This window comes from Pseudomonas sp. 8(2025), from assembly GCF_052665325.1.
The window spans coordinates 27,631-52,121 of the sequence record NZ_JBQOIE010000003.1 but is presented as its reverse complement, the minus strand read 5'-3'; the positions used below and the strand labels follow the sequence as shown (position 1 = coordinate 52,121).

Here is a 24,491-nt window from a genome sequence, read left to right as displayed (position 1 = left end):
CGCCTGAAAGGCGGCTTTCTATGTTTATTTCTTTTTTGGGGGGGCTTTTGAGTCTTTCGGCGAGTCGTTATTTTCGCTCGATGCTCGTTTCCGCCTTCCGGTAATGAAGGCTATGATTATGCCGCTGAAGCCCACAGCGCCTATAGCGCTGGCAGCAATCTCCCGCCCTTCGAGTGCGAGGTATACAACTGCTGCAATCACCGCAAAAGAAATCAATAAGGCAAACAACTGGCCGACAAGCACCTCTACGACATACCAAGTCGAAAGCTTCTCATCGATAGACATCGCTCTATTTTCGATGCCCTGCCGATGCCCTGTCTGACTTGTTGTCCACCGAACAATTTCTTCTGCTAGTCCAGGAACAACATCATTGTATTCGCGTAGAAGCGAAGGAGGGGGCAGCGGCCCCTGGAAGGCCGTAGTGACGACACCGGTTGTTCGGTGCTTCTGTTCGCGCTCGACTGTGCCTGTACGCGGCTCGCTGCGAGTATCAGGCTTGTTGGGCACTACGGTCTTTGGCTTTGTCGACAAGCTTACGTCCCTGTTCCGCTGCTTTATAGAAATCACGACCAATAGTCTGCACATCCTCTTGCAGAGCTTCATAGTCAGTTCGTGCTAACTCGGATCCTTGGCCACGGTAGTGGCTATAACCTTGTGCTGGGCAAAGCACCAAAACGGACCCGATGCCTGAGAGAATATTCTTGAGCATTCGATTCACATTATTAGTCCAGTGTCAGGAAAAAGGCGCGCAGACTCTACAGGTTTCCTTGGGTTTACGCAATAAATAAGACGGCTTTGAGTCATTTTCGTTCAGTTCCTTTGAAAGTGAGTTGACAAGCGCGTCAACCCAACAATGGCATGGTGTCGGGGGTCTGTACAGTGTAGTTATACACATGCTGTATGTATATACAGTATTTGTGAGGCTCTGCAATCTCTCATTACTGGGAGGGGGCTGTCGTTGGGGGGGGCCATACATGGCTGGTCGGCGGCAAAGTCGTGGGCGCCTCGACATTTAAAGGGGGAATATGGTTGTTGCGTTGGTTCCTCTCAGCGTAGCTTTTCGCGGACGCCAGCGGGTATCTGCCGCCGAAGGTCCTCGTTCGCCCGGTCCTTGCTCCTGACTATCAGTTCAAAGTCGCTGACCTTTTTTCGCAACAGTGCAGCTTCTCCGGCCTTTTCACGCAGGCGGGCCAGGGCCTCGTCGCGGTCTTTCTCTGTCTGCGCCTGCATGTTGACCAGCTTGTAGATGTTCTCCCGGGCTGCGCGCAGCTGCAGGTTCAGCTCTGCCACTTCATTTTCCAGCAGCAAGATGTGCTGTTTGCAGGTTTCCAGGGGCGTGGGGATGCCCAGCCAATCGGCTGTGTCGTCTTCAGTGAGCACGGTATTACCTCGAATTCAAAGCTGTATGTGCATACAGTAATCGAGGCAGGGAATGGCCGCGATTTTAGGCGACGAACTGTTGTTGTTTGGCGTGTTGGGCGGCCCTGAAGACGTTGCGAAAAGCTGTCTAAAACCTTCGATAGCCATCCTTGTTTTGCTAGTCAAAATCTGACCTAAAGATAGCAAAGGTTTTAGACGATATTTCGTTTAACTTATTGTTTTATAATGAATTATTTCGTCGTCTTCTGATACTGCTGCATCATCGGCGTGTGGGAGGACAGATCGGAGGTATTTTTACTCATCGGTATTCAGGCGGATTCGTTGAATGGGTGAAGCAAAGGAGCGCTGGGCTCGGCTTTTTGCAGATGGCGGCAAGGTTACCATGGGTGCCCCGGCCTCGCAGGCACCAAGGCGCTCCTGTGGTTGTCCGGTAAATGCATTACATATATGCAAATCAGCATTTGTCATTGCGCAAAAGATCAAGCAATATGCGTTCTATGCAAATACGCAACGTTTCTACCGTCTTAAGAGAGCTGCTGGATCGTGACGGAATCTCCCCCACGGAGCTTCACCGTCGCACCGGTGTGCCTCAATCCACCCTCTCGCGGATTCTCAGCGGGAAGATCGTCGATCCTTCGGATAAGCACATCTCGCGGATCGCCGAATACTTCCAGGTGAGCACCGACCAGTTGCGTGGGCGCGTGGATATCGCGCCTGCCCGGGCTGCTGCGTCCCGTGACGAGATTCATTCGGAACTCAAGGACATAAGCCTGTGGGACGACGATACCCCTGTCGATGACGACGAGGTGTCGGTTCCCTTTCTGCGCGAGGTTGAATTGGCTGCTGGATCAGGAAGATTCGTCATCGAGGAAAGCGAGCGCGCCAGCCTGCGGTTCGGCAAGCGCAGCCTGCGGCACAACGGCGTGCAGTTCGACCAGGCCAAGTGCGTCACGGTGCGTGGCAACAGCATGTTGCCGGTGCTGCGGGACGGCGCCACGGTGGGCGTCAATGCCGGCAAATGCGCAATTGGCGACATCGTTGATGGCGACCTCTACGCGATCAACCACAACGGCCAATTGCGGGTGAAGCAGCTGTATCGCCTACCTACAGGGATCCGCCTGCGCAGCTTCAACCGCGATGAACATCCGGATGAGGACTACAGCTTCCAGGAGATCCAGGAAGAGCAGATCAGCATCCTCGGTCACGTCTTCTGGTGGGGCATGTACGCCCGCTAAGCCAGCCCTCTTGAACAAAGCCCGCCCTTGAGCGGGCTTTTTTTGCCCGCGAAAAATCCCCAGCCCTTTGTTCATGCGCCTTCCATGCATTCCAGCAAATCCTGTGCATAAATAAATGCATTTACGCATTGACTGCATATGCATGAATGCATAATATGAGCCTCAAGCCGCGAAACAGCGGCTGCAAAGACGCTCTTTAGTGGCAAAGCAAAGGCAGCGATGAACCGGCCTCGACGGTTCAGAGGGTTGGCAACTGGCCCGGGTGTGCAGCGTAAAGCACCAGAAGCAGTTATCCGGCGGACAGGGTCGCGGTCGGAGGAACAATTTGAATGGGTCCGTACCGCACCAGTAGTGCCGAAAGACCAAGGTTTGCATTACTGAAAAGCCCGGGCGACCGGGCTTTTTGGAATGCCTGCCTAACGTGGGCCACCAACAGACAGGGACCCTTTGAAACATCGTTATCAGCCTTCTATCAACCGGCCATTTCGCTGGCCCCAATCCGCACGGGAGACGTGAATGACAAACGAGCAACAAGCGTTGCTGGACATGCCGATCTGGCTGGTCATCGTCCTGGCCCTGGTCGGTGGCGTTTCCGGCGAAATGTGGCGCGCCGACAAGGAGGGCGCCCGTGGCTGGTCGCTGTTGCGGCGCCTGGCGCTGCGCTCCGGGGCCTGCGTGGTCTGTGGGGTCTCGGCGATCATGCTGCTGTATGCCGCCGGCGTGTCGATCTGGACCGCCTGCGCCTTCGGTTGCCTGACCGCCATGGCCGGCGCCGACGTCGCCATCGGCCTTTATGAGCGCTGGGCGGCCAAGCGCATCGGGGTATGCGAACCGCCTTCCCGGGATTCCCATTCGGACCAGCCTTGACTCACCGGGCGGCTACCGCCCTCAACACGGTCGTGCGCCCCGGGCTTTCGCCGCCGGGGCCGCTTCGGCCTGATTCTGGAAGCAGACAATGAGCGTACTGACGCAGCTACCCGAGGCCATCACCTCCACGATCAAGTCGGCCATGCCGCATCTGCATAGGGTCGAGGCATTTCCCGAGACCGTTGATGGCTCCGCCGAGACAGCGATCTACTTTGCAATCACCGGCATGGACCCGGGAGCTGATCCGGGCGACGGCCGTAGTTGCCTGCAGGCGACCTTCGAGGCCCGGGTGCGGGTTGACCCGAGCCTTGCGCAAGCCTCCTTGCAGGCGGTCGTTCTGGCAGCGCAGCTCATGGACCTGCTGCGTTGCCAGTACTGGAATCTTGATTCTGTCGATAGTGCGAAGGCGGTGTGGGCCAAACCAGCCGGCACGGCCGTGGATTCGGCGCCGAAAACCGAGTGGACCGTGCAATGGCAGCAGTCCATCTACCTGGGCCAGGAACAATGGCCCTGGCCCGATCAACCCCCGGGAACACTGGTATTGGGTTTCAGTCCCGACACCGGCCCCGGTCACGAGGGGCACTATCAGGCGCCGGAGCAGATGTCGTGAATTACGTCACCGCAACTCACGACCGAATGCTTTCTGGCCTGATCCTGCCTTGCGCTGTGGTCGGCGTGGACCTTGCCGCGGGCAGACTGCGGGTATCCGATGGCGCGGGCTGGACCAGCGCCTGGGTTCGCTGGCACAGCCAGGCCGCCGGCAAGGCCCGGCACTGGCGGGCGCCGAGCCTGGGGGAGCAGGGCGTACTGATCAGCCCCAGTGGCGAGCCGGCGCAGGGCACCTTCGTTCCCGGCCTGTATGGCGATGCCGGTGCCCAGCCGGATAACCGCGAGCACGTCGAGGTCTGGCGCTTCGATGATGGCGGCTCGCTGGTCTACGACTGGCAGGCCAAGAGCTACAGCATCTCCCTGCCCAGCGGCACGATGACGATTCAGGTCGGCACCAGTTCGGTCGTGGTGACGGACAGCAGCATTACCGGCAACGCCGACAGCATCACCCTGACGGGGGCAATCACCTTGAATGGCGAGGTGAAAATCAACGGTGCGAGCTTGAAGCACAACGGGGTGAATGTCGGCTCGACCCACATCCATCCGGGCGTGATGCCCGGCCCCGGAGCAACCGCTCCACCGCAGTGACGTCTTGGCGATCAACGCCGGCCACCCAACCTACAACCCCGATAAACCCGATCAATCTGCCGAATGCGGATTTTTTGTACCCGGAGAAAAGCATGGCAATCCCGAAAAAAAAGGCCGGCCGCACGGCCAACAGTGGCGCTGCGGTCTTTCGCGACACCCTCTACACCTCGCGCATTCTGATCCTGGCGGATGGCCGCGCGCTGTCGGTGGCCCAGGGCGAGGTATCGGTACCGGTCAGCGACACCCTCGCCCGAGACTACCTGGAGCAGCACCCGGACTTTCAGTTGCAGGAGTAACACGATGATCGGAATGGATCGCCGTACCGGCTTGCCGCTGTCCGGCATCGAGCATTTGCGGCAGTCCATCGAGGACATCCTGACCACGCCCTTGGGCAGCCGGCGGATGCTTCCTGAATACGGCAGCAACCTGCGCCGTTATGTCGACTTGCCGGTGACCGGTGGCTGGAAAAGCGCGGTTCAGGCAGAAGTCGCCCGGGCGCTGTTGCGCTGGGAGCCCCGCTTGAAGCTGGAGCGGGTAAAGGTTGTAGCGGTGGTGGAGGGCCAGGTCAGTTTCCAACTGACGGGCCGCTACCTGGGTAATGACGCGGTTTTGGAGGTGACGGCATGAGCATGCTGGATTTATCGGCACTGCCGGCGCCGCAGGTGCTGGAAACCCTGGATTTTGAAGCGCTGTATCAGGGCAAGCTGGCGACCTTTCGCCGCTACATGGGCGACAACTGGACGGCCAATCTGGAAAGCGATCCGGTCACCAAGCAACTGGAGCTGTCGGCCTACGGCGACATGCTGTTGCGGGCCCGGGTCAACGATGCGGCCAAGGCGCTGCTGCTGGCCCATGCCCAAGGCACGGACCTGGATCAGTTGGCCGCCAACGTCAACCTGCAGCGCCTGGTGATCCAGGCCGGTGACCCGCAAGCGGTACCGCCTGTGGCGCAGGTCAAGGAAGCCGACGACGCACTGCGTGAGCGTGTCCAACTGGCCTACGAAGGCCTGACCACCGCCGGGCCGCGCAACAGCTACATCCTGCATGCCCGCAATGCCTCGGCCCGGGTGGCGGACGCCGAGGCCGAAAGCCCGTCACCGGCCTGCGTCACGGTTACGGTGCTGAGCCTGGAAGGTGACGGCGCAGCGGCGCCGGAACTGCTGGCGACGGTCGCCGCGGCCCTCAATGATGAGGACGTGCGACCGCTAGGCGATCGGGTCACGGTGAACAGCGCCCAGATACTGCCGTATCGCATCGACGCGGTGCTGCACATGAAAGGGCCGGGCCCGGAAAGCGATGCCGCCCTGGCAGAGGCCGAGCGCAAGCTGGCCGCCTGGGTCAACCCACGCCGGCGCCTGGGCATCGAAGTGGCGCGTTCAGCCGTCGATGCCCAGCTGCATGTGGCCGGCGTGGCCCGGGTTGAACTGCGGGGTTGGCAGGACATAGTCCCGAGCAAGGCCCAGGCCGCGTATTGCACCGGCTACAGCGTTACCTTGGGGAGCTGATATGACCAGCCTGCTGCCAAGCAACAGCACACTCTTGGAACGCGCCCTGGAGGCGACCAACAGCAGCGACACCGCCACCATGTTGCGCACCCTGTACAACCCCTCGACCTGCCCGGTGCACCTGCTGCCACAGCTGGCCTGGGCCTGGTCGGTGGATCGCTGGGACCCGCGCTGGAGCGAGACGGTCAAGCGCAATGCCATTCGCGCCTCGTTCTTCATCCATGCCCGCAAGGGCACCATCGGCGCTTTGCGCCGTGTGGTGGAACCGCTGGGCTACCTGATTGAAGTGGTCGAGTGGTGGCAGATGGCTCCCCAAGGCGAGCCAGCCACCTTTGCCCTGAAAGTCGGGGTGCTGGATACCGGCATCACCGAACAGATGTACCAGGAGCTGACCCGGCTGATCGATGACGCCAGGCCGGTGAGCCGGCACATGACGGGCCTTGCCATCAGCCTGGAAACCTCCGGTGTCATCGGTTACGGCGCTTATGTGGACCAGGGTGAAGTACTCGACGTTTACCCCCCGACCCCTCGCGATATTGAAGTGATCGGCCGTTACGGCCAGGTCATGTGCATTGATGAAACAGACACCCTGGATGTGTACTCATGATCGATTCCAACAGTCAGTTCTTCGCCATCCTCACTGCGGTGGGCGAGGCGAAACAGGCCAACGCCACTGCCCTGGGCACGCCCTGGACCTTCAAGGAAATGGCGATTGGCGATGCCAACGGCACCGACCCCATCCCGAACAGAACCCAGACCAAGCTGATCAACGAATGGCGACGCGCCCCGGTCAATCAGGTGCGTACTGATCCGGCCAACCCCAACATCATCATCACCGAACAGGTGATTCCGCCTGATGTCGGCGGGCGCTGGATCCGTGAAATCGGCCTGCTCGACGCAGACGGCGACCTGGTGGCGGTGGCCAACTGCGCACCAAGCTTCAAGCCCCTGCTGGCCCAGGGTACCGGCAAGACCCAGGTCATCCGCATGAACTTCATCGTCGCCAACACTGCGCAGATCGTGTTGAAGATCGACCCGGCGGTGGTGCTGGCGACTCGTCAATATGTGGATGACTCCCTGGTGGCAGCCCTTCCGGCGGATAAGAAAGCGGGAACTTTTCATCAGGTCACGATTGATAAGCGGGGCGTAGTTGTCAGCGGGGGTAACCCGATAACCCTAGCTGGGTATGGCATCACCGATGCCTTCACCAAGCCCGAAACCACTTCAGCCATTCAGCAAGCAATCGCGAATTTGGTGGCAGCATCACCTGCATCACTCGACACGTTGAAAGAGTTGGCTGATGCGCTTGGCAACGATCCAAACTTTGCCACCACGATGACCAACGCCCTGGCCGGAAAGGCTGCGAAGTCCACCACCCTTGGCGGCTATGGCATCACCGATGCCTTCACCAAGCCCGAAACCACTTCGGCCATTCAGCAGGCAATAGCGAGTTTGGTGGCATCGTCACCTGCTGCATTAGACACGCTGAAAGAGTTAGCTGATGCGCTTGGCAACGATCCGAACTTCGCCACGACGATGACCAATGCTCTGGCCAGAAAAGCCGATTTGTCTGCGGTATCTCAAGCCACGGAAAACAGTCGAGGAACCGCCAGAGTTGCATCGCAAGATGCCGTCAACGCCGGAACTGACGATGAATCTTTTGTCACGTCGAAAAAACTACGGTGGGGAATTGCGGTGAGCTTGTCGCCGAATGGCTATGTTGCATTCCCGCCATGGCTCGGCGGCTTTTTACTGCAATGGGGGTATGTGTCTGAGAGTCAGCACGCAACTGATTATCGAGCTTTCACGATTCCTTTTCCTCAAACGTGCCATGGCATTGTGATGGGGTTGGAGGCCTCAACTGCGGGGGGATTCAGTGCCAACTTCGGTGTAGTTACTCAGATTATTGATCGGACAAAATTTTTGTGGGATGCAGGCGGCTCTTGGGGCGGTGGCGGTTTTGCTTTTTATTTTGCATGGGGGAAATAGAAATGGGAGATCGTTACTATCTTGAGGTCGCCGAGGATTCCCGGGTGTTGTTTCGTTTTGACAAAGTTGTCAATCGGGGCTCAATTCCCGACAGTGCAAAACCTGTCAGTCCTGAGGTGTTCGCAAAAACTCTAGAGCGTAGAGACGGGGTGCCGTATCTCTTGGAAGATGGCTCGATTGAGTTCAAATCGTTGGATGGCATGTTGCCTAAAGAGCGGCAGGCGCGTACTGAGCGCGCTTGGCGAGACAACGAACTATTGCGCGCTGGTGGGCTGCGTGACCGCCATCGTGATGAGGAGGAAATAGGAATTGCGTCGACGTTGTCCGATGATCAGTACTTAGAGTTACTTCGCTACATACAGGCGCTACGTGCTTGGCCCCAGTCAGAGTACTTCCCTCTGATTGAGCGCCGCCCGGCAGCTCCATCCTGGATCGCCGAACAAACCCGATAAACGCCCCGCACCGCCGGGGCATTTTCTTTCCCCCTTCCCACTAATCAATCATCCCTACGAGCCCCCTTCACCCGGGGCTTTTTCATGTCTGGAGTTTATCCATGAGTGGTTTTTTCCACGGCGTTACTGTCACCAACGTCGACACCGGCGCACGCACCATCTCGCTGCCCACGTCTTCGATCATCGGCCTGGTGGATACCTTCACCGAAGGCCCTGACTTCAGCGCCAAGGCCAACGACCTGCTGCTGATCACCAACGAGCGTGAGGCTATCGCGGCCTGGGGCCCGGATGCGGCCATCACCAAGGCCTGCCAGGCCATCTACCAGCGGGCCAAGGCGGTGATCGTCGCTTGCGGCGTGGCCAAGGTGGCGGATGCGGCCGAGCAGACCTCAGCTATCATCGGCGGGGTGCTGGCCGACGGCAAGCGTACCGGCCTGCAAGCCTTGCTGGATGGCAAGAGCCGTTTCAACGCCCAGCCGCGGTTGCTGGTGACCCCCAAGCACAGTTCGACCCAGGCGGTCGGTACTGCGCTGGTGGCCCTGGCCGACAAGCTGCGTGGCCTGGCGATCATTGATGGCCCCAACAGCACCGACGAAGCGGCCATGGCGTATGCCAAGCACTTCGGCGCCAAGCGCGCCTACATGGTCGACCCGGGCATTCAGTACTGGGACAACGGCGCCAGCGCCACCGTCGATGCGCCGGCTTCGGCCTGGGTCGCGGGCCTGTTTGCCTGGACCGACAACGAGTACGGCTTCTGGGCCTCGCCGTCGAACAAGGAGTTTGTCGGCATCACCGGCACTGCGCGTGCCATCGAGTTCCTGGACGGCGATGAAACCTGCCGCGCCAACCTGCTGAACAACGCCAACATCACCACCATCATTCGTGATGAAGGTTTCCGCCTGTGGGGCAACCGCACGCTCTCCAGCGATCCGAAGTGGGCCTTTGTCACCCGGGTACGGACCATGGACATCGTCATGGACGCGATCCTCTACGGCCACAAATGGGCAGTGGACCGCTCGATCACCGCGACCTACGTCAAGGACGTCACCGAGGGCCTGCAGGCGTTCATGCGTGATCTGAAGAACCAGGGCGCGATCATCAACTTCGAGGTCTACGCCGACACCGAACTCAACACCGCCAGCCAGCTGGAGCAGGGCAAGGTGTACTGGAACATCCGCTTCACCGACGTGCCACCGGCCGAAAACCCCAACTTCCGCGTCGAGGTCACCAACCAGTGGCTGACCGAAGTCCTCGAACACACCGCTTAAGGAGCAGCAGCAATGGCAATGATTCCCGAAACCCTGGCGAACATGAACCTGTTCGTCGATGGCATCAGCTTTCAAGGCGACGTGCCGAGCCTGACCCTGCCCAAGTTGACCCTCAAGACCGAGGAACATCGGGTCGGCGGCATGGATGTGCCCGTCGAGCTGGACATGGGCATGGAGAAGCAGGAAGCCGGCTTCACCACCACCGGTGTGCGCCGCGAGTCGCTGAAGATGTTCGGCCTGGCCGATGGCAGCGGTTTCAACGGCGTGTTCCGTGGCGCCTTCAAGGGCCTCAAGGGCAAGGTCACGCCGGTGATCGTGACCCTGCGCGGCTTGCTCAAGGAAGTCGACATGGGCGATTGGAAATCCGGCGACAAGGCCGAGGTCAAGCACAACGTGGCCCTGACCTACTACAAGCTGGAAGCCGATGGTCGCTTGATCTACGAGATCGATGCCCTGGGCATGAAGCGCGTGATCAACGGCGTCGACCAACTGGCCGCGCAACGTTCTGCCCTGGGCCTGTAAGGAAAAAACATGTCTCAAGCAATCGACAAGACCCCGTCCTGGATGACCCTGAGCAGCGACAGCGTGGTGCTGGCGCTGAGCAAACCGGTGGAGATGAATGGCGTGGTCTGCGACAAGGTCACCTTGCGCGCCCCTACCGTGCGTGATGTGCGTGCGGCCAACTCCGGAGCTGCCGGCGATGATGAACAGCGCGAACTGATGCTGTTTGCCAGCCTGGCGCAAATCAGTGCCAAGGATCTGGAGGGCATGGCGCTCAAGGACTATCAGCGCCTGCAGGCCGGCTATTTTCGCCTGGTGCAAGACGACGAGCTTTGACCCTGCGGTGATGAAGATGGCGGCGAAGCGGCTCGCCAGCGAGCTGCATTTCGCCGCCGAGGAAATCATGACCATGAGGTTTTCCGACATGGTCTGGTGGCTCACGGATTGAGCCCGTCACCCAAGGAGCAGGAGAAGCAGATGGCGAACAAGCTGGAATCAGGGCTGGTGGTGGTGGGTACCGCCCTCAGTTCGACGTGGGACGCCGCCTTCAAGACGGTGGAAGGCCGGATCAAGCAACTGGAGCAGCAGGGCAGCAAGGCCAGGGTACTGGAAAAGACCATTGGCCAGACCCTGCGCCTGCAGGATGAATGGAAAAAGGCCCATGACACCGGTGCTGCTTCTGCCGCCGGGCTGTTGCGCCGGTTGGAACAGAGCCGTGATGGCCTGCGCCAGCAAGGTGTGCAGGTACATAAACTGCGTCAGGAATATCAGGCGCTGGGTAAGGTGGCCCGGGGCTCCGCTCTGCAGGCCCGGGGGCACCAGCAGATCGACCAGGGCAAGGCCGACTTCAAGGCGGCGTATGGCTTGGCCAAGGACGGGGTCGGCAAGCTGGCCATTCCGGTCAAGATCAATGCCGACTATCAGGCGCTGATCCGTGACATCGCGATCAAGTCCGGTGTGGCCAATCAACCTCAGGAAGCGCAGCTGAGCCGCAGCGTCGTTCAGACTTCACGGAATACGGGAATGGCCCGCAACGAGGTGGCGGCTCTGGTGGGGCAGATGACTGCCAAGGGCATGTCGCTGGACAAGGCGCAAGGTTACGCGGGGCTTGCGGCCAGGTTCGCGGTGGGGCAGGGCGCGGGTATCGAAGATACGGCGAACCTGATGCGGGCCCTTGAGCTGAAGGCCGGGATCAGCGATCCCAAGGTCATGGAGCAGGCCCTGGAGGCCATCGCCTTGCAGGGGCAGGCGGGCAATTTCGAGGCCGCCGACATGGCGCGCTTGCTCCCGGCGCTGCTCGAGAGCGCGAGCGGGGAGGGGCTCACCGGCATGGATGCGGTGAGCCAGCTGGGCTCGATGCTGCAAGTGCAGATGAACACCGCGGGCGGTGCTGATCAGGCCGCCGGTCAACTGCAGAACTGGATCGAGAAAATCGGTTCCAGTGAGGCGGTCAAGGCTTACGAAGATGCCGGCATTGATTATCAGGCGTCGCTGAACACCGGTATCCAGAAGGGTATGTCGAGCCTGGAGGCGAGCTTTGCCCTGGCCATGCGCTATGTCAGGGCCATCGACCCGGCCAAGGCCGCGAAGATGGCCGAGGCCCAGGCGCAGATCAGCAAGGAAACCGATCCGGCGAAGGCCAAGTCCATGTTCGAGGCTCTGGAAGAGTCCCTGCGTACCGGTGACCTGTTCACCGATATGCAGATCAAGGCGGCCTTGCTGGCTCACACCCAGGGCCGGCAGCAATACGAGCAACTGAAGAAGGACTCGTTGAGTGCTTCGGGGGTTATCGACAAGAACCTGGCCGAGCGTCGGCAAGCCTCCGCCCAGCTGTGGAAGGAAACCGCGCAGGCGGTCGACGGTGGCATGCTTGCCGTGGGGAAGGCCCTGCAACCGGCCACGGATCTGGTGGCCCAAAGCATCACGCTGGTGGTCGGCAAGCTGACCGAACTGGCGGAGAAGGCACCCTCATTGGTACTGGGGGTGACTGCCCTGGGCGCCGCTTATGTCGCGGTGAAAAAGCTGATGGCTGTCTACACCATTGGCAAGGGCCTGCTGAATGTCGCTCGAGGTTCACTGCAGGTTGGCCGCAAAATGGCGAAGCGCTCCTCTGGTGGCACTGCGAGCGGTATCGACTGTTGTGCGCCCATGCTCGATTGCGGCCCGGACAAAAAACGCCGCAAGGGCCGTGGCGGGCGCAAGACGCCCAGGCGCGAGCCTCGTTCGAGGGGCATGGGCAGCAAAGGCTTCAAGAGCCCTTTGACGCCCAGCGGCCTGGAGAGAGTGGCCAGAGGGGCTGCCACCTCTGGTGCCGTAATGAAAGGCGCCGGTTCCCTGGCCAAGGGAGTCGCGCCCTTGCTCAAGGGCGGTGCGATCCTTTCGGTGCTCGGTGCAGGCTTCCAGGTGGCGGACACTTACCTGAATGCCCAGACCCAGGATGAAAAAGCCGAAGGCTACGGCGAGGCGGCGGGCAATCTTGCTGGCGCCGCCGCGGGTGCAGCAGCAGGGGCGGCCATTGGCTCCGTGGTGCCGGTGATCGGCACGGTGATTGGCGGGCTGGTGGGCGGCGCCCTGGGTGCCTGGGGCGGTTCGGCCGCCGGTGGCGCCTTGGGTAAAAAGCTGTTCGGCTCCGACGAGTCGCTCAAGCACTTGCCCGCCGCCGGTCCGCTGATGATGCGCAACGCTGGACAGAACATCCCGCCGGTCATGGGCGATATCGCCAAATCCTTCCAGAAAGGCCAGACGCCCCCGCTGATGGGGCAGGCGGCGCGCTCGATGCTCAGCCCATCGTCGTCTGCTGCGGCGCCGGCCACGATCACCGCGCCGGAGTCGCTCAAACCCCAGGTACCTCCAGTCATCGAGCAGCAGTTCAGCTTCGCGCCCTACTTGTCGATCTCGGTCCAGGGTGATGTGCGCGACCCCGCGCAACTGGCCCGGGAACTGGAACCCCACCTGCGCTGGCAGTTCGACGAGTTCAGCCGCCAGGCTGCCGCTCGCCAGCTGTTCGACGCCGCACACGTTTAAGGAGATCGCATGGCTTACATGGAGCAGCTGCAATCGGGGCTGGGTTCCCTGGTGGCGGCAGCGGAAGCGGGGCGGCGCAGTGCTGATGAAATGCTCGGGCCCATGAACGGTGCCATCAGCGACATCAGCGGCGCCGCCCTGGAGCTTGAAAGCCTGCCCGTTGTCGGGCCGGAGCTGGGCGCCAAACTGCAACGCACGATGCGCAGTATCGGTGCGGCGCAGTCGGTGGTGGGGGAAGTCGCGGCCAAGTACAGCCAGGCAGTGACCGTGGCCGGGCAGATGCAGCAGCGTCTTGGCGCCCTGCAGGAACAGGTGGCCAAGGCCGGCGCGGCAATCAATCGGATCGGCGGGCAGATCAGTCCTTCCCTGGGCAACATCTTCCCGACCGCCGCATTTGCCGAACAGACCACTCCGGCGGCCGAGGCGGTGAAGCCCTTCGCGCACCTGTTGATCCTGCAACCGCTCGGGGCGGGCGCCCAGCCTTACTACTTCAACGTCGATACCGCAGCCTTCGAGGCGCTGCGCCGGCAGAGCGGATTCCGCTGGGCCGGTCAGGAGCGCTTGAGCCGCAGTGTCGCCCAGCAGGCGGTGGGCCAGGGTGAAGAGCGGATCTCTCTCAAAGGCACGGTGTTTCCCGGGTTCAAGGGCGGCCTGGGGCAGTTGCAGACCTTGCGCAGCATCGGGCGGCGCTTGCAGCCGCTGAGCCTGACCACCGGCTACGGCGAAGTGCTGGGCACCTGGTGCCTGACCAGCATCGAGGAAGATCAGAGCCACCTGCTGGCCGGCGGTATCCCGCGCAAACAAGGTTTTTCATTGGAGTTCGTAAGCTATGGCGACGACTTGCAGAACGTCTGACGGGGATCTGCTCGATACCTTGTGTTACCAGTATTACGGCCACCTCAACGGCTGTGTCGAAGCGGTGCTGGACGCCAACCAGGGGTTGGCCGACGAGGTACAGCCGTTTCGCGCCGGGCTGCTGATCCGGCTGCCGGAGCTACCGGCCCGGGCCGAGGCCAGGGTCCAGCTATGGGATTGAGCCCCAACCCCTTTACCCAACCCCGTCGAGCACGGGGTTGGCTTTTTCTGGAGTACGGCACATGACCCCAGCGTTTCGCATCGTCGCCGATGGCCGGGACATCACCGCGCAGATCAACGACCGCTTGCTGAGCCTGCGCACCACGGACAAGCCCGGCCTGGAGTCGGATGAATTCGAGCTGCGCATCGATGACCGCGACGGCGCCGTGGCGCTGCCCCGGCGCGGCGCGAGCATTGAAGTGTTCCTCGGTTACGCCGGCCAGGAGCTGACTCGCCTGGGGCGCTACACCGTGGACGAAGTGGTGGTGAACGGGCCGCCCGATACGCTCGAGATCCGTGGCAAGGCCAGCGACATGCGCGGCAGTGGCAAGACCACCCGCAGCGGCAGTTGGGAGAACGTTGCGCTGCAGCTCATCGTCCGTGACCTGGCGGCGCGCAATGGATGGCAGCCGGTCTGCCCGCTCGCCATCAAGGTGCCGCGCATCGATCAGCTCAACGAGTCGGATTTCAACTTCATCACCCGCCTGGCCCGGCAATACGACTGCACCGCCAAGGTGGCCGAAGGCAAGCTGCTGGTGTTGCCCCGCCAGGCCGGACAGAGCGCCAGCGGCAAGGCCCTGGGGGTTGTCACCCTCGGGCGTGGCGATGTCAGCCGCTACCAGTTCCGCCTGAGTGACGGCAGCACCCACAAGGCAGTGCAGACCCGGCACCAGGACCCCAGGAGCGGAAAGCTGCGGGTCATCGACCTGGGGAACGATGGCTCGCCGGATGATTCGCCCGCCGTGCACACCGACCGCCACCTCTACCCGAACCAGTCTGCCGCCGAGCAGGCCGCCAAGGCGCGCCTGGCGGCCTTCAACCGCAGCACCGCCAGCCTGCGCCTGGACCTTGCGGGGCGCACCGATCTGTTCGCCGAGCGAATGATCAATGCCCAGGGCTTCAAGGCCGGGCTCGACGGTGACTATCTGGTGGACTCGGTCGAGCAGTTGTTCACCCAGGCCGGATGGACGACCACGGTCCAGTGCAACGGCGGCAAGCAAGGCAAGGCCAAGGCCAAGGGCAAGCCGCCCCAGGCCCGCAAACCCCTCAGGGTCGAGCAGCTTTGAGCCTTGATCACATTTCCCACTGACGAGGCAACCCGCCCACAGGAGTATTCATGAAACCAGGCATCACCCTGGCGATCCGGCATTTTCTCCGGACCTTGATCGTCGGCTGCAGCTTGCTGCTGGCCGCTGCCGCCCATGCGGCACCCTTTGTCCTGGCCTATACCGACGGCCAGGTCGAAGCGTCCTACAGCAATCTGCAGGCGTTCCACCGCAACCTGTCCGCCGTCGGCCTGGGCAGCACCTACGGCCTGACCGTCACCGGCAAGCTGCATCAGGACGGCATGAACGAAACCACGCAGAACATCATCCGCTTTGCCAAGAGCCAATCCCTGCCGCTGTACCCGACTGTTTCCGACTACAACGAAGACATCGGCGCCTTCGACCCGGCTATTTCCCACTCCATCCTCAACGACCGGGCGTTGAGCGCCGGCACCGTCAAGCAGTTGGTCAAGCTGGCCAAAGAGGGCGGATTCGCCGGCATCAACCTGGACTTCGAGAAGGTCGAACCCAGGAATCGCGCCGCGTTTTGCGCCTTCGTCAAGACCCTGGGCAACGCCCTGCATGCCGGCAACAAGAAGCTGATCATCAGCATCCCGCCCAAGCTCAGCGACACCGAGCCGGAGTACCTGCAAGGCTACGACTACAAGGCCCTGGGCGCGGCGGTGGACTACTTCCAGGTGATGACCTACGACCAGGTCGGGCCGGGCTGGAGCAGCGGCGGCTTTCACAATGAAGCCTGGCCCGGCCCCGAATCGGGCTTCGACTGGCAGCAGGCGCTGCTCAGTTACGCCGTTTCCCGAGTCCCGGCGAGCAAGGTCCTGGCGGGGCTGCCCGCATACGGCCAGGACTACAGCATCGGCAACCGGGTGCACTGGTCGGCCTATCAGGAAATCATTACCGAGCACCGGGCAGCCACTCACCGGGATGCCGCTTCTGCGACGCCTTATGCCACCTGGGGCCCGGTCAAGAGCTTCGCCGATGGCGTGGAATGGACCCCGGAACGAGCGCAACCCGTGCTCTGGTACGACGATGCCGCCAGCGTCAAGACCAAGACCGCCCTGGTGACCAGGTTGGGCCTGGGCGGCACCAGCGTCTGGGCCATGGGCTATGAAAATGCCGGGTTCTGGACCGCGCTGCAGTCAGGGCTCAAGGCCAGCAATGAGCTCTTGCCGACCGGGCGGGAGTGACTGGCCGGATGGGCTCTGGAGCTGGCTGCCACAGATTTTGCAGCACGCCTGGGGCCGTGATTCCAGGGCGCTTTTGCGAAACCCGTCTCGACGGGTTTTTTCATGCCCGGCAGAAACAAGCCTCACCGCAGCCTCATCCCGTTCCAGGAGCCTTGTCATGAAACTCACGGCTGTTCTCGATCAGCTACAAGCACAGTGCCCGAGCTTTACCGGGCGCATCATTGTCGGCACCCATGCCGATTCTGCTTCAGGCGTTGGTGCGCCAATGCCAGTCGCCTATCTGGCGCCCAGCAACGATCTGGCCAGTGCCAGCGCCGGGCAGAACATCATTCGCCAGACCATCCGCGACCGCTTCGAGGTGGTCCTGGCGCTTGGCGCCGCCGAGCCTGCAAAAGCGCTGAATCCGCTGCACGACCTGCGCGCCGAACTCTGGCGCGCCCTGGTCGGTTTCAAACCCGGCGCCGAGTACAACCCGATCCAATACGACGGCGGTGAACTGGTGTCGTTCGACGCCACCCGCCTGCTCTACCGCCTGCGCTTTTTCGCCGAGTTCCAGCTGGGGCGCAACCTGTCCGGCCAGCCGGCGGAAACCTGGCATGAACGTGAACTCGACGGCTTGCCGTCCTTTACCGGGGTCACGGTGCGGGTCGATGCCATCGATCCGGCGGACCCCAATCTGCAACGCCCAGGGCCCGATGGGCGCCTGGAGCTGACTTTTTCAGGAGAGCTGAAGCAATGAGCAAACGCATCACCGTGCTGCCGGTCGCCGGCCGCGCCGTACCGGACCCGGAAGCGGGCGATCTGCTGCCCGCTTCCGGCCGTGAAGTGTCGGACAGCGCCTGGTGGCGCCGGCGTCTGGCCGATGGCGATATCACTAGCAAAGCCGTGAAAGCGGCGAAATCTCAAGGAGCCAAATAATGGCGATCGGTTTCAGCAATATCCCGGCGGACATCCGTGTGCCGCTGTTCTACGCCGAGATGGACAATTCGGCGGCCAATAGCGCGTCCTCGGCCATGCGTCGTCTGATCGTCGCCCAGGTCAACGACAACCAGGCCGGCGACGATCTCGGCAAACTGGTGCTGGTGTCCAGCGTGGCCCTGGCCAGGAGCATCGGCGGCCAGGGCTCGATGCTCGCTTCGATGTACGAAACCTGGCGCAAGACCGACCCGGTGGGCGAGATCTGGTGCCTGCCGCTGCACAGCACCGAGGGCAGCGTGGCCAAGGCCGAGCTGAAGATCAGCGGTAGCGCCAGCGCCGCCGGCCTGCTCAACCTGTACGTCGGTGGGGTGCGGGTGCAAGCCTCTATCGTCAGCGGCGCCAGTGCCGCACAAGCGGCCAGCGCCCTGGCCTTGAAGGTCAACGCTGCAGTAGATCTGCCGGTGACCGCCACCGCGGCCGAGGGCACTGTGACCCTGAACGCCAAGTGGACTGGCGATAGCGGCAACGACATCAGCCTGCAACTCAATCGCCTGGGCAAGAGCAATGGCGAAGAAACCCCGGCCGGCCTGACCCTGGTGCTGGGCAAGATGGCCGGCGGCACCGGCGTGCCGGATCAGGTCGCGGCGCTGGCCGCCCTGGGCGACGAGCCGTTCGAGTTTATCTGCATGCCCTGGACCGACACCGCCAGCCTCAATGCCTGGCAAGCGGTGATGGACGACAACACCGGCCGCTGGTCCTGGGCCAAGCAGCTGTTCGGCCATGTCTACAGCGCCAAGCGCGGCACCGTCGGCACCCTGGTAGCGGCCGGCCAGGCACGCAACGACCAGCACATCACCATCCAGGCCCTGGAAACCGGCGTGCCGCAACCGGTGTGGGTCCAGGCCGCCGCCCTGGCGGCGCGGACTTCGGTGTTCATCTCCGCCGATGCCAGCCGCCCGACCCAGAGCGGCAGCCTGCCGGGCGTCGACCCGGCGCCGGCCAGCGAGCGCTTCACCCTCACCGAGCGCCAGTCGCTGCTGAGCTACGGCATCGCCACCGCCTACTACGAAGGCGGCTACATGCGTATTCAGCGGGCGATCACCACCTACCAGAAGAACGCCTACGGCCAGGCCGACAACTCCTACCTGGACAGCGAAACCATGCACCAGTCGGCGTTCATCGTGCGCCGCCTGCAAAGCGTGATCACCAGCAAATACGGGCGCCACAAGCTGGCTGCCGACGGCACTCGTTTCGGCGCCGGCCAGCCGATCGTTACCCCGAGCACCATTCGCGGTGAGCTGATTGCCCAGTACGCCAAGCTGGAGCTGGAGGGCCATGTGGAGAACGCCGAGCTGTTCGCCGAGCACCTGATCGTCGAACGCGATGTGCAGGACCCGAGCCGGGTCAACGTGCTGTTTCCGCCGGACTACATCAACGGCCTGCGGGTATTCGCGCTGCTCAACCAATTCCGCCTGCAGTACGACGCGGCGGCCTGAGCCGGACCTGCATCGCTGCGCTTTTTCAGCCCGCCTTGAGCGGGCTTATTTTTTGGGAGAAACAACATGGGTCAACTGATAGCGGGCACCTGCTACGTCAAAGTGGACGGCGCTCAACTGACCATCAGCGGCGGCTGCGAAGCACCACTGATGGCCGTCAAGCGGGAAACCGTGGTTCCGGGCTTCTACAAGGAAACCGACCTCACGCCGTCGTTCAAAGTCACCGCGCTGCACACCCCGGACTTTCCGCTCAAGCAACTGATCGAAGGCGTCGACATGACCGTCACCTGCGAGTTCGCCAACGGCAAGGTCTACGTACTGGCCGGTGCCTACCTGGTGGACGAGCCTATTGCCAAGGGCGACGACGCCAGCATCGAGCTGAACTTCGAAGGGCAGAAGGGGACCTGGCAATGAGCAACACGGTGAAGCTGCAGGTGCCCATCGAGGCCCACGGCGAGCCCCTGGCCGAACTCAGCCTGCGCCGCCCGACGGTGCAGGAAGTGCGGGCGATCAAGGCGCTGCCCTACAAGATCGACAAGAGCGAAGAGGTCAGCCTCGACATGGACGTCGCGGCCAAATACATCGCGGTCTGCGCCGGCATTCCACCGTCCTCGGTGAACCAGCTCGACCTGGTGGACCTCAACGCCCTGAGCTGGGCGGTGGCGAGTTTTTTCATGAGTGCGGCATCGCAGCCATCGCCGACCTGATCGCTGTCGCCTATGACCTGGCCTGGTTCTGGAAGGTCGACCCCGAACAGATGATGGCCAGGCCACTGGATGTGCTCCGCGAATCCCTGGAGCACGCGCAACGGATCAATGCGATGCAGCAGGTGCAGTGATGGCAGACACACAAACCGTAGAGAAGAAGTCGGTGCTGTTGACCGGCATAGACCAACTGTCACCCAAACTCGTCGCCCTTCAAGGCAAGGTCGACTCGTTCAAGAAAAACCTTGAGCAGACCGGGCTGGGCAAGCTGGATATCAGCGGGCTGTTCAAGGGCGGCAGCCTGATCACCCCGTTTCTGGACGGGATCAAGGCCTGCGATGCGTTCAAGGGCAAGCTGGCCGAAGTCGGCGACTCCAGCGCGCCGGCTGATGCGGCCAAAGACATGAATGTATTCAGTCAGTCGATGGTCAAGGTGTCCTCGGCCATTGATGCCGCCCTGGCGCCGGCGGTGGGGGCGCTGGTGGTCGGTCTGGAGCCCATGCTCAACAGTGTGGGGACGCTGCTCGACGACAACCCCAAGCTGGTTGAGGGGCTGGCGATGGGCGCCATTGCCTTCTCGGCGATGCAAACCGCCGTGACCGGGGCGACCCAGGTGCTCGATCTGATGGGCACGGTGGCCAAGGCCAACCCGGTGATGTTGATTGCCATGGGCATTGCACTGGCCGCCGGGGTGATCATTGCCAACTGGACGCCGATCTCGGCCTTTTTCGTCAGCCTCTGGGAAGGTGTGCAGAGCTTCGCGGCTCAGGCGATGGAGGTGCTCAGTACTCTGTTTGGCTGGACGCCCCTGGGCATGCTGATTGGCAACTGGGGGGCGATCACGGCGTTCTTTGCCGGGCTCTGGGACAGTATCCAGGTGATGACGGCTTCGATCGTCGGCTTCCTCAAGGAGGTGTTCTCCTGGTCGCCTCTGGGACTGATCATCGATAACTGGGCTGGGTTGACGGGGTTATTCGCCTCTATCTGGGAATCCCTCAAGGCCTTGACAGTGCCGGCGATGGCCTTTCTAAAAGGCCTGTTCGACTGGGTGCCGATGGACATGATCTCCAGGAGCTGGGGGGCAGTCACCGGCTTCTTCGCGTCGATCTGGGCGGGGCTGCAACCGGGTATCGACGGGGTCAAGAAAGTCCTGCACACCCTGTTCGACTTTTCCCCGCTGGTGATCCTCTACAACAACTGGGGCGCGGTCACGGGCTTCTTCGGTTCGATCTGGGCCGAGCTGCAACCGGGTATCGACTCGATCAGGAAGACCATTGAAGCCCTGTTCGACTGGTCGCCGATGGAGCTGATCATGACCAACTGGGCCCCCATCGCCGATTGGTTTTCCGGGCTGTGGAGCAAGCTTCAAGAGCTGATGGCGCCGATCAAGGAGCTGTTCGAGGGCGGCTTCGGCGGGCTGATTGCCACTGTCACCGCCAAGGTCGAAGGCTTTACCGAGGCGCAAAAGCAGATCAACGCCGAGGGTAAAGGCGGGCTGGCATCACCCTTTGCCGCAACCCGGGGCAGCTCACTGACCCAGGGCTCCAGTGCGCTGATCCAGCAGAACGCCGCGAACAACCGCACACAACTCGAAGGCGGTTTGACCCTGCGCTTCGAAAACGCCCCGGCTGGCCTGCGTGCCGAACAGGCCAAGACCAATCAACCCGGCCTGAACGTGGCTTCGACCCTGGGCTATCGCTCACTTTCCCTAGGAGGTTCCCATGGCGGATAACTGGCGTGATCGTTTGTTGCCCGCATCCTTTCGCGGCGTGCCCTTCTGGGTCGACCAGGCGAAAACCCCGGTGGGGCAAAAAGGCCAGTTGCACGAGTACCCGCAGCGCGACCAGCCGTTTTTCGAGGGCCTTGGCCAGCAGGCGAAAGTCCATGACCTGACGGCCTTCATCGTCGGCGCCGATTGCCTGGAGCAGCGCGACAGGCTGCTCAAGGCCCTGGAGGAGGGCAGCGGCGAGCTGGTGCATCCGTGGCTTGGACGGATGCAGGTCAAGGTCGGCGAGTGCGAGATGACCCAGAGCCGCCAGGATGGTGGCCTGGTGACCTTCAGCCTGAAGTTCTACCCGGACCAGCCGCTGCGCTTTCCTTCGGCGGTGGTCAACACCCAGCAGCAGGTACTGGTGGCCAGCGATACCTTGCTGGGCTCGGCGGTGCTGCGGTTCGAGTTCGCCACCAACCTGATCAAGCAGGCGCGGATCGGCGTGGATTCGCTGCGCAAGGGATTGACTGAGGTGTACGCGGTCATCGAACACGAGTTCAAGCCGCTGATCGAGTTGTATGGCGACCTCAACACCCTGGTCAAGGCGGTCAAGGAAATACCCAAGGAGCTGAGCACGGAGTTCAAGGGGTTGCTGGAGGATGTACGCGGGCTCAAGGATTTTGCCCGTACCGGCTATCGGCAGATGCTCGCCGATATTTCCCAGCAGGTGGAGGCGGCCAGGCGCATCGATGCGCCCAAGCTGACCACCGGCAAGGACACCACCGCGGCGGCCGAGGCGGTAGCGAACCTGGTCCAGGATGCGTTGCTGGTGCAGATCGCCCGGTTGGTGTCGGCCTTGCCGGTGGCCACCCCGGTGGTCAAGCTCAAGAGCACGCCGCCCCTGGCGCAGCAGGCCAGCCAGCCGGTGCAGCGCCTGGAGGTGCCGGTGGCCGACGATGTACTGGCCCTGCGTGACCAGCTCAACGAAGTGATCTGGCAAGCCGCGCTCAAGGCCGACCCGATGCATTACCAGGCGCTCAACACCCTGCGCCAGCAATTGCAGGGCCACCTCAATGTAGTGGCTTCGTCCGGGGTACGGCTGGTCAGCCTCAGCCCCACAAGCAGCATGCCGGCGCTGGTCCTGGCTTATGAGCGGTTTGCCGATGCGACGCGTGTCGGTGAAGTGGTACAGCGCAACCGGGTGGCCCATCCGGGCTTCCTGCCGCCGGCCGATCTGCAGATTGCGCGGGAGTGACCCATGGACGAACTGGCAAATATCGTCACCCTGACGGTGGACGGGCTGGACTACAGCGGCTGGAAAAGCGTGGAGATCACGGCGGACCTGGAGCGCCAGTTCCGCACCTTCAGCCTCAACATCACCTGGCAATGGCCGGGGCAGGATGGGCAGGTGCGGATCCGCCCGGGCGCTCGCTGCCAGGTGCGCATCGGCTGCGACCTGGTGCTCACCGGGCATGTCTACAAGGCGCCGGTCAGTTATGACGGCAGGCAGATCAGCCTGAGCATCCAGGGCAGCTCCCTGACCCAGGATCTGGTGGATTGCGCGGCCATCAACCGGCCGAGCCAGTGGCGCCAGCAGGATGTGCTGAGCATCGTCCGCGCCCTGGCCGGCTCTTACGGGGTGGGAGTGCGCAGCGAGATTGCACCCACCAGCAAGTTGCACACCCACAGCATTGTGCCGGGGGAGACGGTGTTTGCCTCCATCGACCGCTTGTTGACCTTGTACCGGGTGTTCTCCACCGATGACGCCGACGGCTACCTGCTGCTGGCGGCACCGGGCAGCGGCGGGCGCGCCAGCGATGCCCTGGAGCTGGGCAAGAACATTCTTTCGGCCAATGCAGCGATGGATTTTTCCGCGGTGTTTTCCGAGTATCGGGTGATCGGCCAGCACAAGGGCAGCGACCAGAGCAGCGGTGTTGCGGTCTGCGAGGTGTCCGGCCAGGCCAGCGATGCCCGGGCTTCGCGCAAACGGGTGACGGTGATCAACGAGGCGGCGCAACTGAGTGCGGAACTGGCTCAGCAGCGGGCTGACTGGGAGTGCGGCACCCGCACCGGCAAGGCGCTGACCACTACCTATCAGGTGCAGGGCTGGCGCCAGAGCAATGGTGATTTGTGGCGACACAACACGTTGGTGAGGGTCATCGACCCGGTGCTGGGTTTCGACCAGGACATGCTGATCTCCAAGGTCACCTGGTCGCTGTCCGACCAGGGCTCCATCACCACCTTGCAGGTGGCGCCGCCGCAGACCTTCGATGCCAACCCGACACCCGCAAAAAACTGAAACCTGCGCCCAACCGCAGGAGCCGGCTGGCCGGCGAAGGCACCCGGCACGAAACCGCGCAATCCCTGTTCGCCGGCAAGCCGGCTCTTCTCCCCCCAAGGAACCCAGCATGAGCCTACTGACACGCCTGTTGGCGCGGGGCACCGTGGTGCTCGCCCATTCGGCCAACAAATTGCAATCGCTGCAAATGCGCCTCACCGCCGGCGAGGTCAACGACGACATGGAGCATTTCGAGCCTTACGGTTTTACCAGCAACCCCCTGGCCGGCGCCGAGGGCATCGCCACCTTCCTCGGCGGCGATCGCTCCCATGGAGTGGTGCTGGTGGTGGCCGACCGGCGCTATCGCCTCAAGGCCCTGGCCGCCGGTGAAGTGGCGATCTACACCGACGAGGGCGACAAGATTCACTTCAAGCGCGGGCGGGTCATCGACATCGACACCGCCACCTTGAATATCCGCGCCAGCAGCGGCGTCATCATCGACAGCCCGACCCTGAGCATGAGCGGCAAGATCGTCTCCCAGGGCGATCAGGTCGCCGCCGGCATCAGCCAGATCAACCACGTCCACAGCGGCGTGCAACCCGGCCCGGGGCAGACCGGCGCGCCGGTGGGAGGTTAAG

The 24,491-nt window shown here is 62.3% G+C and carries 31 protein-coding genes; 28 read left to right on the top strand and 3 right to left on the bottom strand.

Going from position 1 to position 24,491, the window contains the following annotated elements; genetic code table 11:
- Positions 1-24 precede the first annotated feature (24 nt).
- From ACUXVH_RS07055 to ACUXVH_RS07045, 3 genes are all read right to left on the bottom strand, one after another.
- On the bottom strand, positions 25-507 hold the full coding sequence (locus tag ACUXVH_RS07055; RefSeq protein WP_445494341.1) for a DUF2335 domain-containing protein: 483 nt from the start codon (positions 505-507) through the stop codon (positions 25-27).
- Positions 491-709, bottom strand: coding sequence for a hypothetical protein (locus ACUXVH_RS07050; RefSeq protein ID WP_445494339.1), 219 nt, complete (start codon positions 707-709; stop codon positions 491-493). Before ACUXVH_RS07050 ends, ACUXVH_RS07055 begins: the two co-directional genes overlap by 17 nt.
- Before the next feature lie 338 nt (positions 710-1,047).
- A complete protein-coding gene (locus tag ACUXVH_RS07045) occupies positions 1,048-1,308 on the bottom strand; it encodes a hypothetical protein (protein WP_445494337.1) in 261 nt (86 codons plus the stop codon).
- 397 nt (positions 1,309-1,705) lie between these two features.
- On the opposite strand from ACUXVH_RS07045, the gene ACUXVH_RS07040 reads away from it, so the two are divergent.
- The 28 genes from ACUXVH_RS07040 to ACUXVH_RS06905 all read left to right on the top strand — a co-directional run bounded on the left by ACUXVH_RS07040 (position 1,706) and on the right by ACUXVH_RS06905 (position 24,490).
- Positions 1,706-1,927: a hypothetical protein gene (locus ACUXVH_RS07040; RefSeq protein WP_176707074.1), complete on the top strand. Its 222-nt coding sequence runs from the start codon at positions 1,706-1,708 to the stop codon at positions 1,925-1,927.
- Complete coding sequence (locus ACUXVH_RS07035; protein ID WP_065364492.1) at positions 1,869-2,615, top strand: LexA family transcriptional regulator; 747 nt, start codon at positions 1,869-1,871, stop codon at positions 2,613-2,615. The genes ACUXVH_RS07040 and ACUXVH_RS07035 overlap by 59 nt, the downstream gene beginning before the upstream one ends.
- Positions 2,616-3,131: 516 nt before the next feature.
- Positions 3,132-3,482, top strand: a complete 351-nt coding sequence (locus ACUXVH_RS07030) for a phage holin family protein (RefSeq protein WP_011059558.1) — start codon at positions 3,132-3,134, stop codon at positions 3,480-3,482.
- Between the two features lie 88 nt (positions 3,483-3,570).
- On the top strand, positions 3,571-4,092 hold the full coding sequence (locus ACUXVH_RS07025) for a hypothetical protein (protein ID WP_065364491.1): 522 nt from the start codon (positions 3,571-3,573) through the stop codon (positions 4,090-4,092).
- A complete protein-coding gene (locus ACUXVH_RS07020) occupies positions 4,089-4,679 on the top strand; it encodes a phage baseplate assembly protein V (RefSeq protein ID WP_065364490.1) in 591 nt (196 codons plus the stop codon). The genes ACUXVH_RS07025 and ACUXVH_RS07020 overlap by 4 nt, the downstream gene beginning before the upstream one ends.
- A 92-nt stretch (positions 4,680-4,771) precedes the next feature.
- Positions 4,772-4,975, top strand: a complete 204-nt coding sequence (locus tag ACUXVH_RS07015) for a hypothetical protein (RefSeq protein WP_015634348.1) — start codon at positions 4,772-4,774, stop codon at positions 4,973-4,975.
- Between the two features lie 4 nt (positions 4,976-4,979).
- Positions 4,980-5,306, top strand: coding sequence for a GPW/gp25 family protein (locus tag ACUXVH_RS07010; RefSeq protein WP_015634349.1), 327 nt, complete (start codon positions 4,980-4,982; stop codon positions 5,304-5,306).
- Positions 5,303-6,184, top strand: coding sequence for a baseplate assembly protein (locus tag ACUXVH_RS07005; RefSeq protein ID WP_019093191.1), 882 nt, complete (start codon positions 5,303-5,305; stop codon positions 6,182-6,184). The genes ACUXVH_RS07010 and ACUXVH_RS07005 overlap by 4 nt, the downstream gene beginning before the upstream one ends.
- 1 nt (position 6,185) lies before the next feature.
- Positions 6,186-6,791, top strand: coding sequence for a phage tail protein I (locus tag ACUXVH_RS07000; RefSeq protein ID WP_019093190.1), 606 nt, complete (start codon positions 6,186-6,188; stop codon positions 6,789-6,791).
- A complete protein-coding gene (locus ACUXVH_RS06995; protein WP_255313391.1) occupies positions 6,788-8,173 on the top strand; it encodes a phage tail protein in 1,386 nt (461 codons plus the stop codon). Before ACUXVH_RS07000 ends, ACUXVH_RS06995 begins: the two co-directional genes overlap by 4 nt.
- A gap of 2 nt (positions 8,174-8,175) precedes the next feature.
- The gene (locus ACUXVH_RS06990; RefSeq protein ID WP_255313392.1) at positions 8,176-8,625 is read left to right on the top strand and encodes a phage tail assembly chaperone; all 450 of its coding nucleotides are present in this window, start codon (positions 8,176-8,178) and stop codon (positions 8,623-8,625) included.
- A gap of 101 nt (positions 8,626-8,726) precedes the next feature.
- On the top strand, positions 8,727-9,893 hold the full coding sequence (locus ACUXVH_RS06985; RefSeq protein WP_015634354.1) for a phage tail sheath subtilisin-like domain-containing protein: 1,167 nt from the start codon (positions 8,727-8,729) through the stop codon (positions 9,891-9,893).
- Between the two features lie 12 nt (positions 9,894-9,905).
- A complete protein-coding gene (locus ACUXVH_RS06980; RefSeq protein WP_065364489.1) occupies positions 9,906-10,415 on the top strand; it encodes a phage major tail tube protein in 510 nt (169 codons plus the stop codon).
- Positions 10,416-10,424: 9 nt separating this feature from the next.
- Positions 10,425-10,730 carry a phage tail assembly protein gene (locus tag ACUXVH_RS06975; protein ID WP_015634356.1) on the top strand — a complete coding sequence of 102 codons (306 nt, stop codon included), beginning with the start codon at positions 10,425-10,427 and terminating at the stop codon, positions 10,728-10,730.
- Positions 10,731-10,871: 141 nt separating this feature from the next.
- Positions 10,872-13,418 carry a phage tail tape measure protein gene (locus ACUXVH_RS06970; protein WP_065364488.1) on the top strand — a complete coding sequence of 849 codons (2,547 nt, stop codon included), beginning with the start codon at positions 10,872-10,874 and terminating at the stop codon, positions 13,416-13,418.
- Positions 13,419-13,427: 9 nt separating this feature from the next.
- Positions 13,428-14,273 carry a phage tail protein gene (locus ACUXVH_RS06965; protein ID WP_065364487.1) on the top strand — a complete coding sequence of 282 codons (846 nt, stop codon included), beginning with the start codon at positions 13,428-13,430 and terminating at the stop codon, positions 14,271-14,273.
- Positions 14,248-14,454, top strand: a complete 207-nt coding sequence (locus tag ACUXVH_RS06960) for a tail protein X (RefSeq protein WP_015634359.1) — start codon at positions 14,248-14,250, stop codon at positions 14,452-14,454. The genes ACUXVH_RS06965 and ACUXVH_RS06960 overlap by 26 nt, the downstream gene beginning before the upstream one ends.
- Positions 14,455-14,515: 61 nt before the next feature.
- The gene (locus ACUXVH_RS06955; protein WP_053156574.1) at positions 14,516-15,559 is read left to right on the top strand and encodes a phage late control D family protein; all 1,044 of its coding nucleotides are present in this window, start codon (positions 14,516-14,518) and stop codon (positions 15,557-15,559) included.
- Positions 15,560-15,609: 50 nt separating this feature from the next.
- Complete coding sequence (locus ACUXVH_RS06950; protein ID WP_065364486.1) at positions 15,610-16,746, top strand: glycosyl hydrolase family 18 protein; 1,137 nt, start codon at positions 15,610-15,612, stop codon at positions 16,744-16,746.
- Positions 16,747-16,903: 157 nt separating this feature from the next.
- Positions 16,904-17,485: a phage tail terminator protein gene (locus ACUXVH_RS06945; protein WP_065364485.1), complete on the top strand. Its 582-nt coding sequence runs from the start codon at positions 16,904-16,906 to the stop codon at positions 17,483-17,485.
- Positions 17,482-17,664 (top strand): DUF2635 domain-containing protein, encoded by a 183-nt coding sequence (locus ACUXVH_RS06940; RefSeq protein ID WP_011059562.1) that lies wholly within the window; start codon positions 17,482-17,484, stop codon positions 17,662-17,664. Before ACUXVH_RS06945 ends, ACUXVH_RS06940 begins: the two co-directional genes overlap by 4 nt.
- A complete protein-coding gene (locus ACUXVH_RS06935) occupies positions 17,664-19,160 on the top strand; it encodes a phage tail sheath subtilisin-like domain-containing protein (protein ID WP_053149318.1) in 1,497 nt (498 codons plus the stop codon). The genes ACUXVH_RS06940 and ACUXVH_RS06935 overlap by 1 nt, the downstream gene beginning before the upstream one ends.
- A 66-nt stretch (positions 19,161-19,226) precedes the next feature.
- Positions 19,227-19,574 carry a phage tail tube protein gene (locus tag ACUXVH_RS06930; RefSeq protein WP_011059564.1) on the top strand — a complete coding sequence of 116 codons (348 nt, stop codon included), beginning with the start codon at positions 19,227-19,229 and terminating at the stop codon, positions 19,572-19,574.
- Positions 19,571-19,867, top strand: coding sequence for a phage tail assembly protein (locus ACUXVH_RS06925; protein ID WP_011059565.1), 297 nt, complete (start codon positions 19,571-19,573; stop codon positions 19,865-19,867). Before ACUXVH_RS06930 ends, ACUXVH_RS06925 begins: the two co-directional genes overlap by 4 nt.
- A gap of 130 nt (positions 19,868-19,997) precedes the next feature.
- Positions 19,998-21,596, top strand: coding sequence for a phage tail protein (locus ACUXVH_RS06920; protein ID WP_065364484.1), 1,599 nt, complete (start codon positions 19,998-20,000; stop codon positions 21,594-21,596).
- Positions 21,586-22,830, top strand: coding sequence for a DNA circularization protein (locus ACUXVH_RS06915; RefSeq protein WP_065364483.1), 1,245 nt, complete (start codon positions 21,586-21,588; stop codon positions 22,828-22,830). Before ACUXVH_RS06920 ends, ACUXVH_RS06915 begins: the two co-directional genes overlap by 11 nt.
- A gap of 3 nt (positions 22,831-22,833) precedes the next feature.
- Positions 22,834-23,874: a phage baseplate assembly protein gene (locus tag ACUXVH_RS06910; RefSeq protein ID WP_015634366.1), complete on the top strand. Its 1,041-nt coding sequence runs from the start codon at positions 22,834-22,836 to the stop codon at positions 23,872-23,874.
- A 109-nt stretch (positions 23,875-23,983) separates the two neighbouring features.
- Positions 23,984-24,490 carry a phage baseplate assembly protein V gene (locus tag ACUXVH_RS06905; RefSeq protein WP_011059569.1) on the top strand — a complete coding sequence of 169 codons (507 nt, stop codon included), beginning with the start codon at positions 23,984-23,986 and terminating at the stop codon, positions 24,488-24,490.
- Position 24,491: the final 1 nt, after the last annotated feature.

Excerpts from the sequence above, each read along its gene's own strand:
- ACUXVH_RS07010 (WP_015634349.1), top strand. The coding sequence starts at position 4,980 with ATGATCGGAATGGATCGCCGTACCGGCTTGCCGCTGTCCGGCATCGAG.
- ACUXVH_RS06975 (WP_015634356.1), top strand. The coding sequence starts at position 10,425 with ATGTCTCAAGCAATCGACAAGACCCCGTCCTGGATGACCCTGAGCAGC.
- ACUXVH_RS06990 (WP_255313392.1), top strand. The coding sequence starts at position 8,176 with ATGGGAGATCGTTACTATCTTGAGGTCGCCGAGGATTCCCGGGTGTTG.
- ACUXVH_RS07030 (WP_011059558.1), top strand. The coding sequence starts at position 3,132 with ATGACAAACGAGCAACAAGCGTTGCTGGACATGCCGATCTGGCTGGTC.
- ACUXVH_RS07005 (WP_019093191.1), top strand. The coding sequence starts at position 5,303 with ATGAGCATGCTGGATTTATCGGCACTGCCGGCGCCGCAGGTGCTGGAA.
- ACUXVH_RS07000 (WP_019093190.1), top strand. The coding sequence starts at position 6,186 with ATGACCAGCCTGCTGCCAAGCAACAGCACACTCTTGGAACGCGCCCTG.
- ACUXVH_RS06945 (WP_065364485.1), top strand. The coding sequence starts at position 16,904 with ATGAAACTCACGGCTGTTCTCGATCAGCTACAAGCACAGTGCCCGAGC.
- ACUXVH_RS07035 (WP_065364492.1), top strand. The coding sequence starts at position 1,869 with ATGCGTTCTATGCAAATACGCAACGTTTCTACCGTCTTAAGAGAGCTG.
- ACUXVH_RS07025 (WP_065364491.1), top strand. The coding sequence starts at position 3,571 with ATGAGCGTACTGACGCAGCTACCCGAGGCCATCACCTCCACGATCAAG.
- ACUXVH_RS06940 (WP_011059562.1), top strand. The coding sequence starts at position 17,482 with ATGAGCAAACGCATCACCGTGCTGCCGGTCGCCGGCCGCGCCGTACCG.
- ACUXVH_RS06965 (WP_065364487.1), top strand. The coding sequence starts at position 13,428 with ATGGCTTACATGGAGCAGCTGCAATCGGGGCTGGGTTCCCTGGTGGCG.
- ACUXVH_RS07050 (WP_445494339.1), bottom strand. The coding sequence starts at position 709 with ATGCTCAAGAATATTCTCTCAGGCATCGGGTCCGTTTTGGTGCTTTGC.
- ACUXVH_RS07015 (WP_015634348.1), top strand. The coding sequence starts at position 4,772 with ATGGCAATCCCGAAAAAAAAGGCCGGCCGCACGGCCAACAGTGGCGCT.
- ACUXVH_RS06955 (WP_053156574.1), top strand. The coding sequence starts at position 14,516 with ATGACCCCAGCGTTTCGCATCGTCGCCGATGGCCGGGACATCACCGCG.
- ACUXVH_RS06980 (WP_065364489.1), top strand. The coding sequence starts at position 9,906 with ATGGCAATGATTCCCGAAACCCTGGCGAACATGAACCTGTTCGTCGAT.
- ACUXVH_RS06925 (WP_011059565.1), top strand. The coding sequence starts at position 19,571 with ATGAGCAACACGGTGAAGCTGCAGGTGCCCATCGAGGCCCACGGCGAG.
- ACUXVH_RS06930 (WP_011059564.1), top strand. The coding sequence starts at position 19,227 with ATGGGTCAACTGATAGCGGGCACCTGCTACGTCAAAGTGGACGGCGCT.
- ACUXVH_RS06970 (WP_065364488.1), top strand. The coding sequence starts at position 10,872 with ATGGCGAACAAGCTGGAATCAGGGCTGGTGGTGGTGGGTACCGCCCTC.
- ACUXVH_RS06935 (WP_053149318.1), top strand. The coding sequence starts at position 17,664 with ATGGCGATCGGTTTCAGCAATATCCCGGCGGACATCCGTGTGCCGCTG.
- ACUXVH_RS06905 (WP_011059569.1), top strand. The coding sequence starts at position 23,984 with ATGAGCCTACTGACACGCCTGTTGGCGCGGGGCACCGTGGTGCTCGCC.
- ACUXVH_RS06920 (WP_065364484.1), top strand. The coding sequence starts at position 19,998 with ATGGCAGACACACAAACCGTAGAGAAGAAGTCGGTGCTGTTGACCGGC.
- ACUXVH_RS06910 (WP_015634366.1), top strand. The coding sequence starts at position 22,834 with ATGGACGAACTGGCAAATATCGTCACCCTGACGGTGGACGGGCTGGAC.
- ACUXVH_RS06950 (WP_065364486.1), top strand. The coding sequence starts at position 15,610 with ATGAAACCAGGCATCACCCTGGCGATCCGGCATTTTCTCCGGACCTTG.
- ACUXVH_RS06915 (WP_065364483.1), top strand. The coding sequence starts at position 21,586 with ATGGCGGATAACTGGCGTGATCGTTTGTTGCCCGCATCCTTTCGCGGC.
- ACUXVH_RS07040 (WP_176707074.1), top strand. The coding sequence starts at position 1,706 with ATGGGTGAAGCAAAGGAGCGCTGGGCTCGGCTTTTTGCAGATGGCGGC.
- ACUXVH_RS06985 (WP_015634354.1), top strand. The coding sequence starts at position 8,727 with ATGAGTGGTTTTTTCCACGGCGTTACTGTCACCAACGTCGACACCGGC.
- ACUXVH_RS06960 (WP_015634359.1), top strand. The coding sequence starts at position 14,248 with ATGGCGACGACTTGCAGAACGTCTGACGGGGATCTGCTCGATACCTTG.
- ACUXVH_RS06995 (WP_255313391.1), top strand. The coding sequence starts at position 6,788 with ATGATCGATTCCAACAGTCAGTTCTTCGCCATCCTCACTGCGGTGGGC.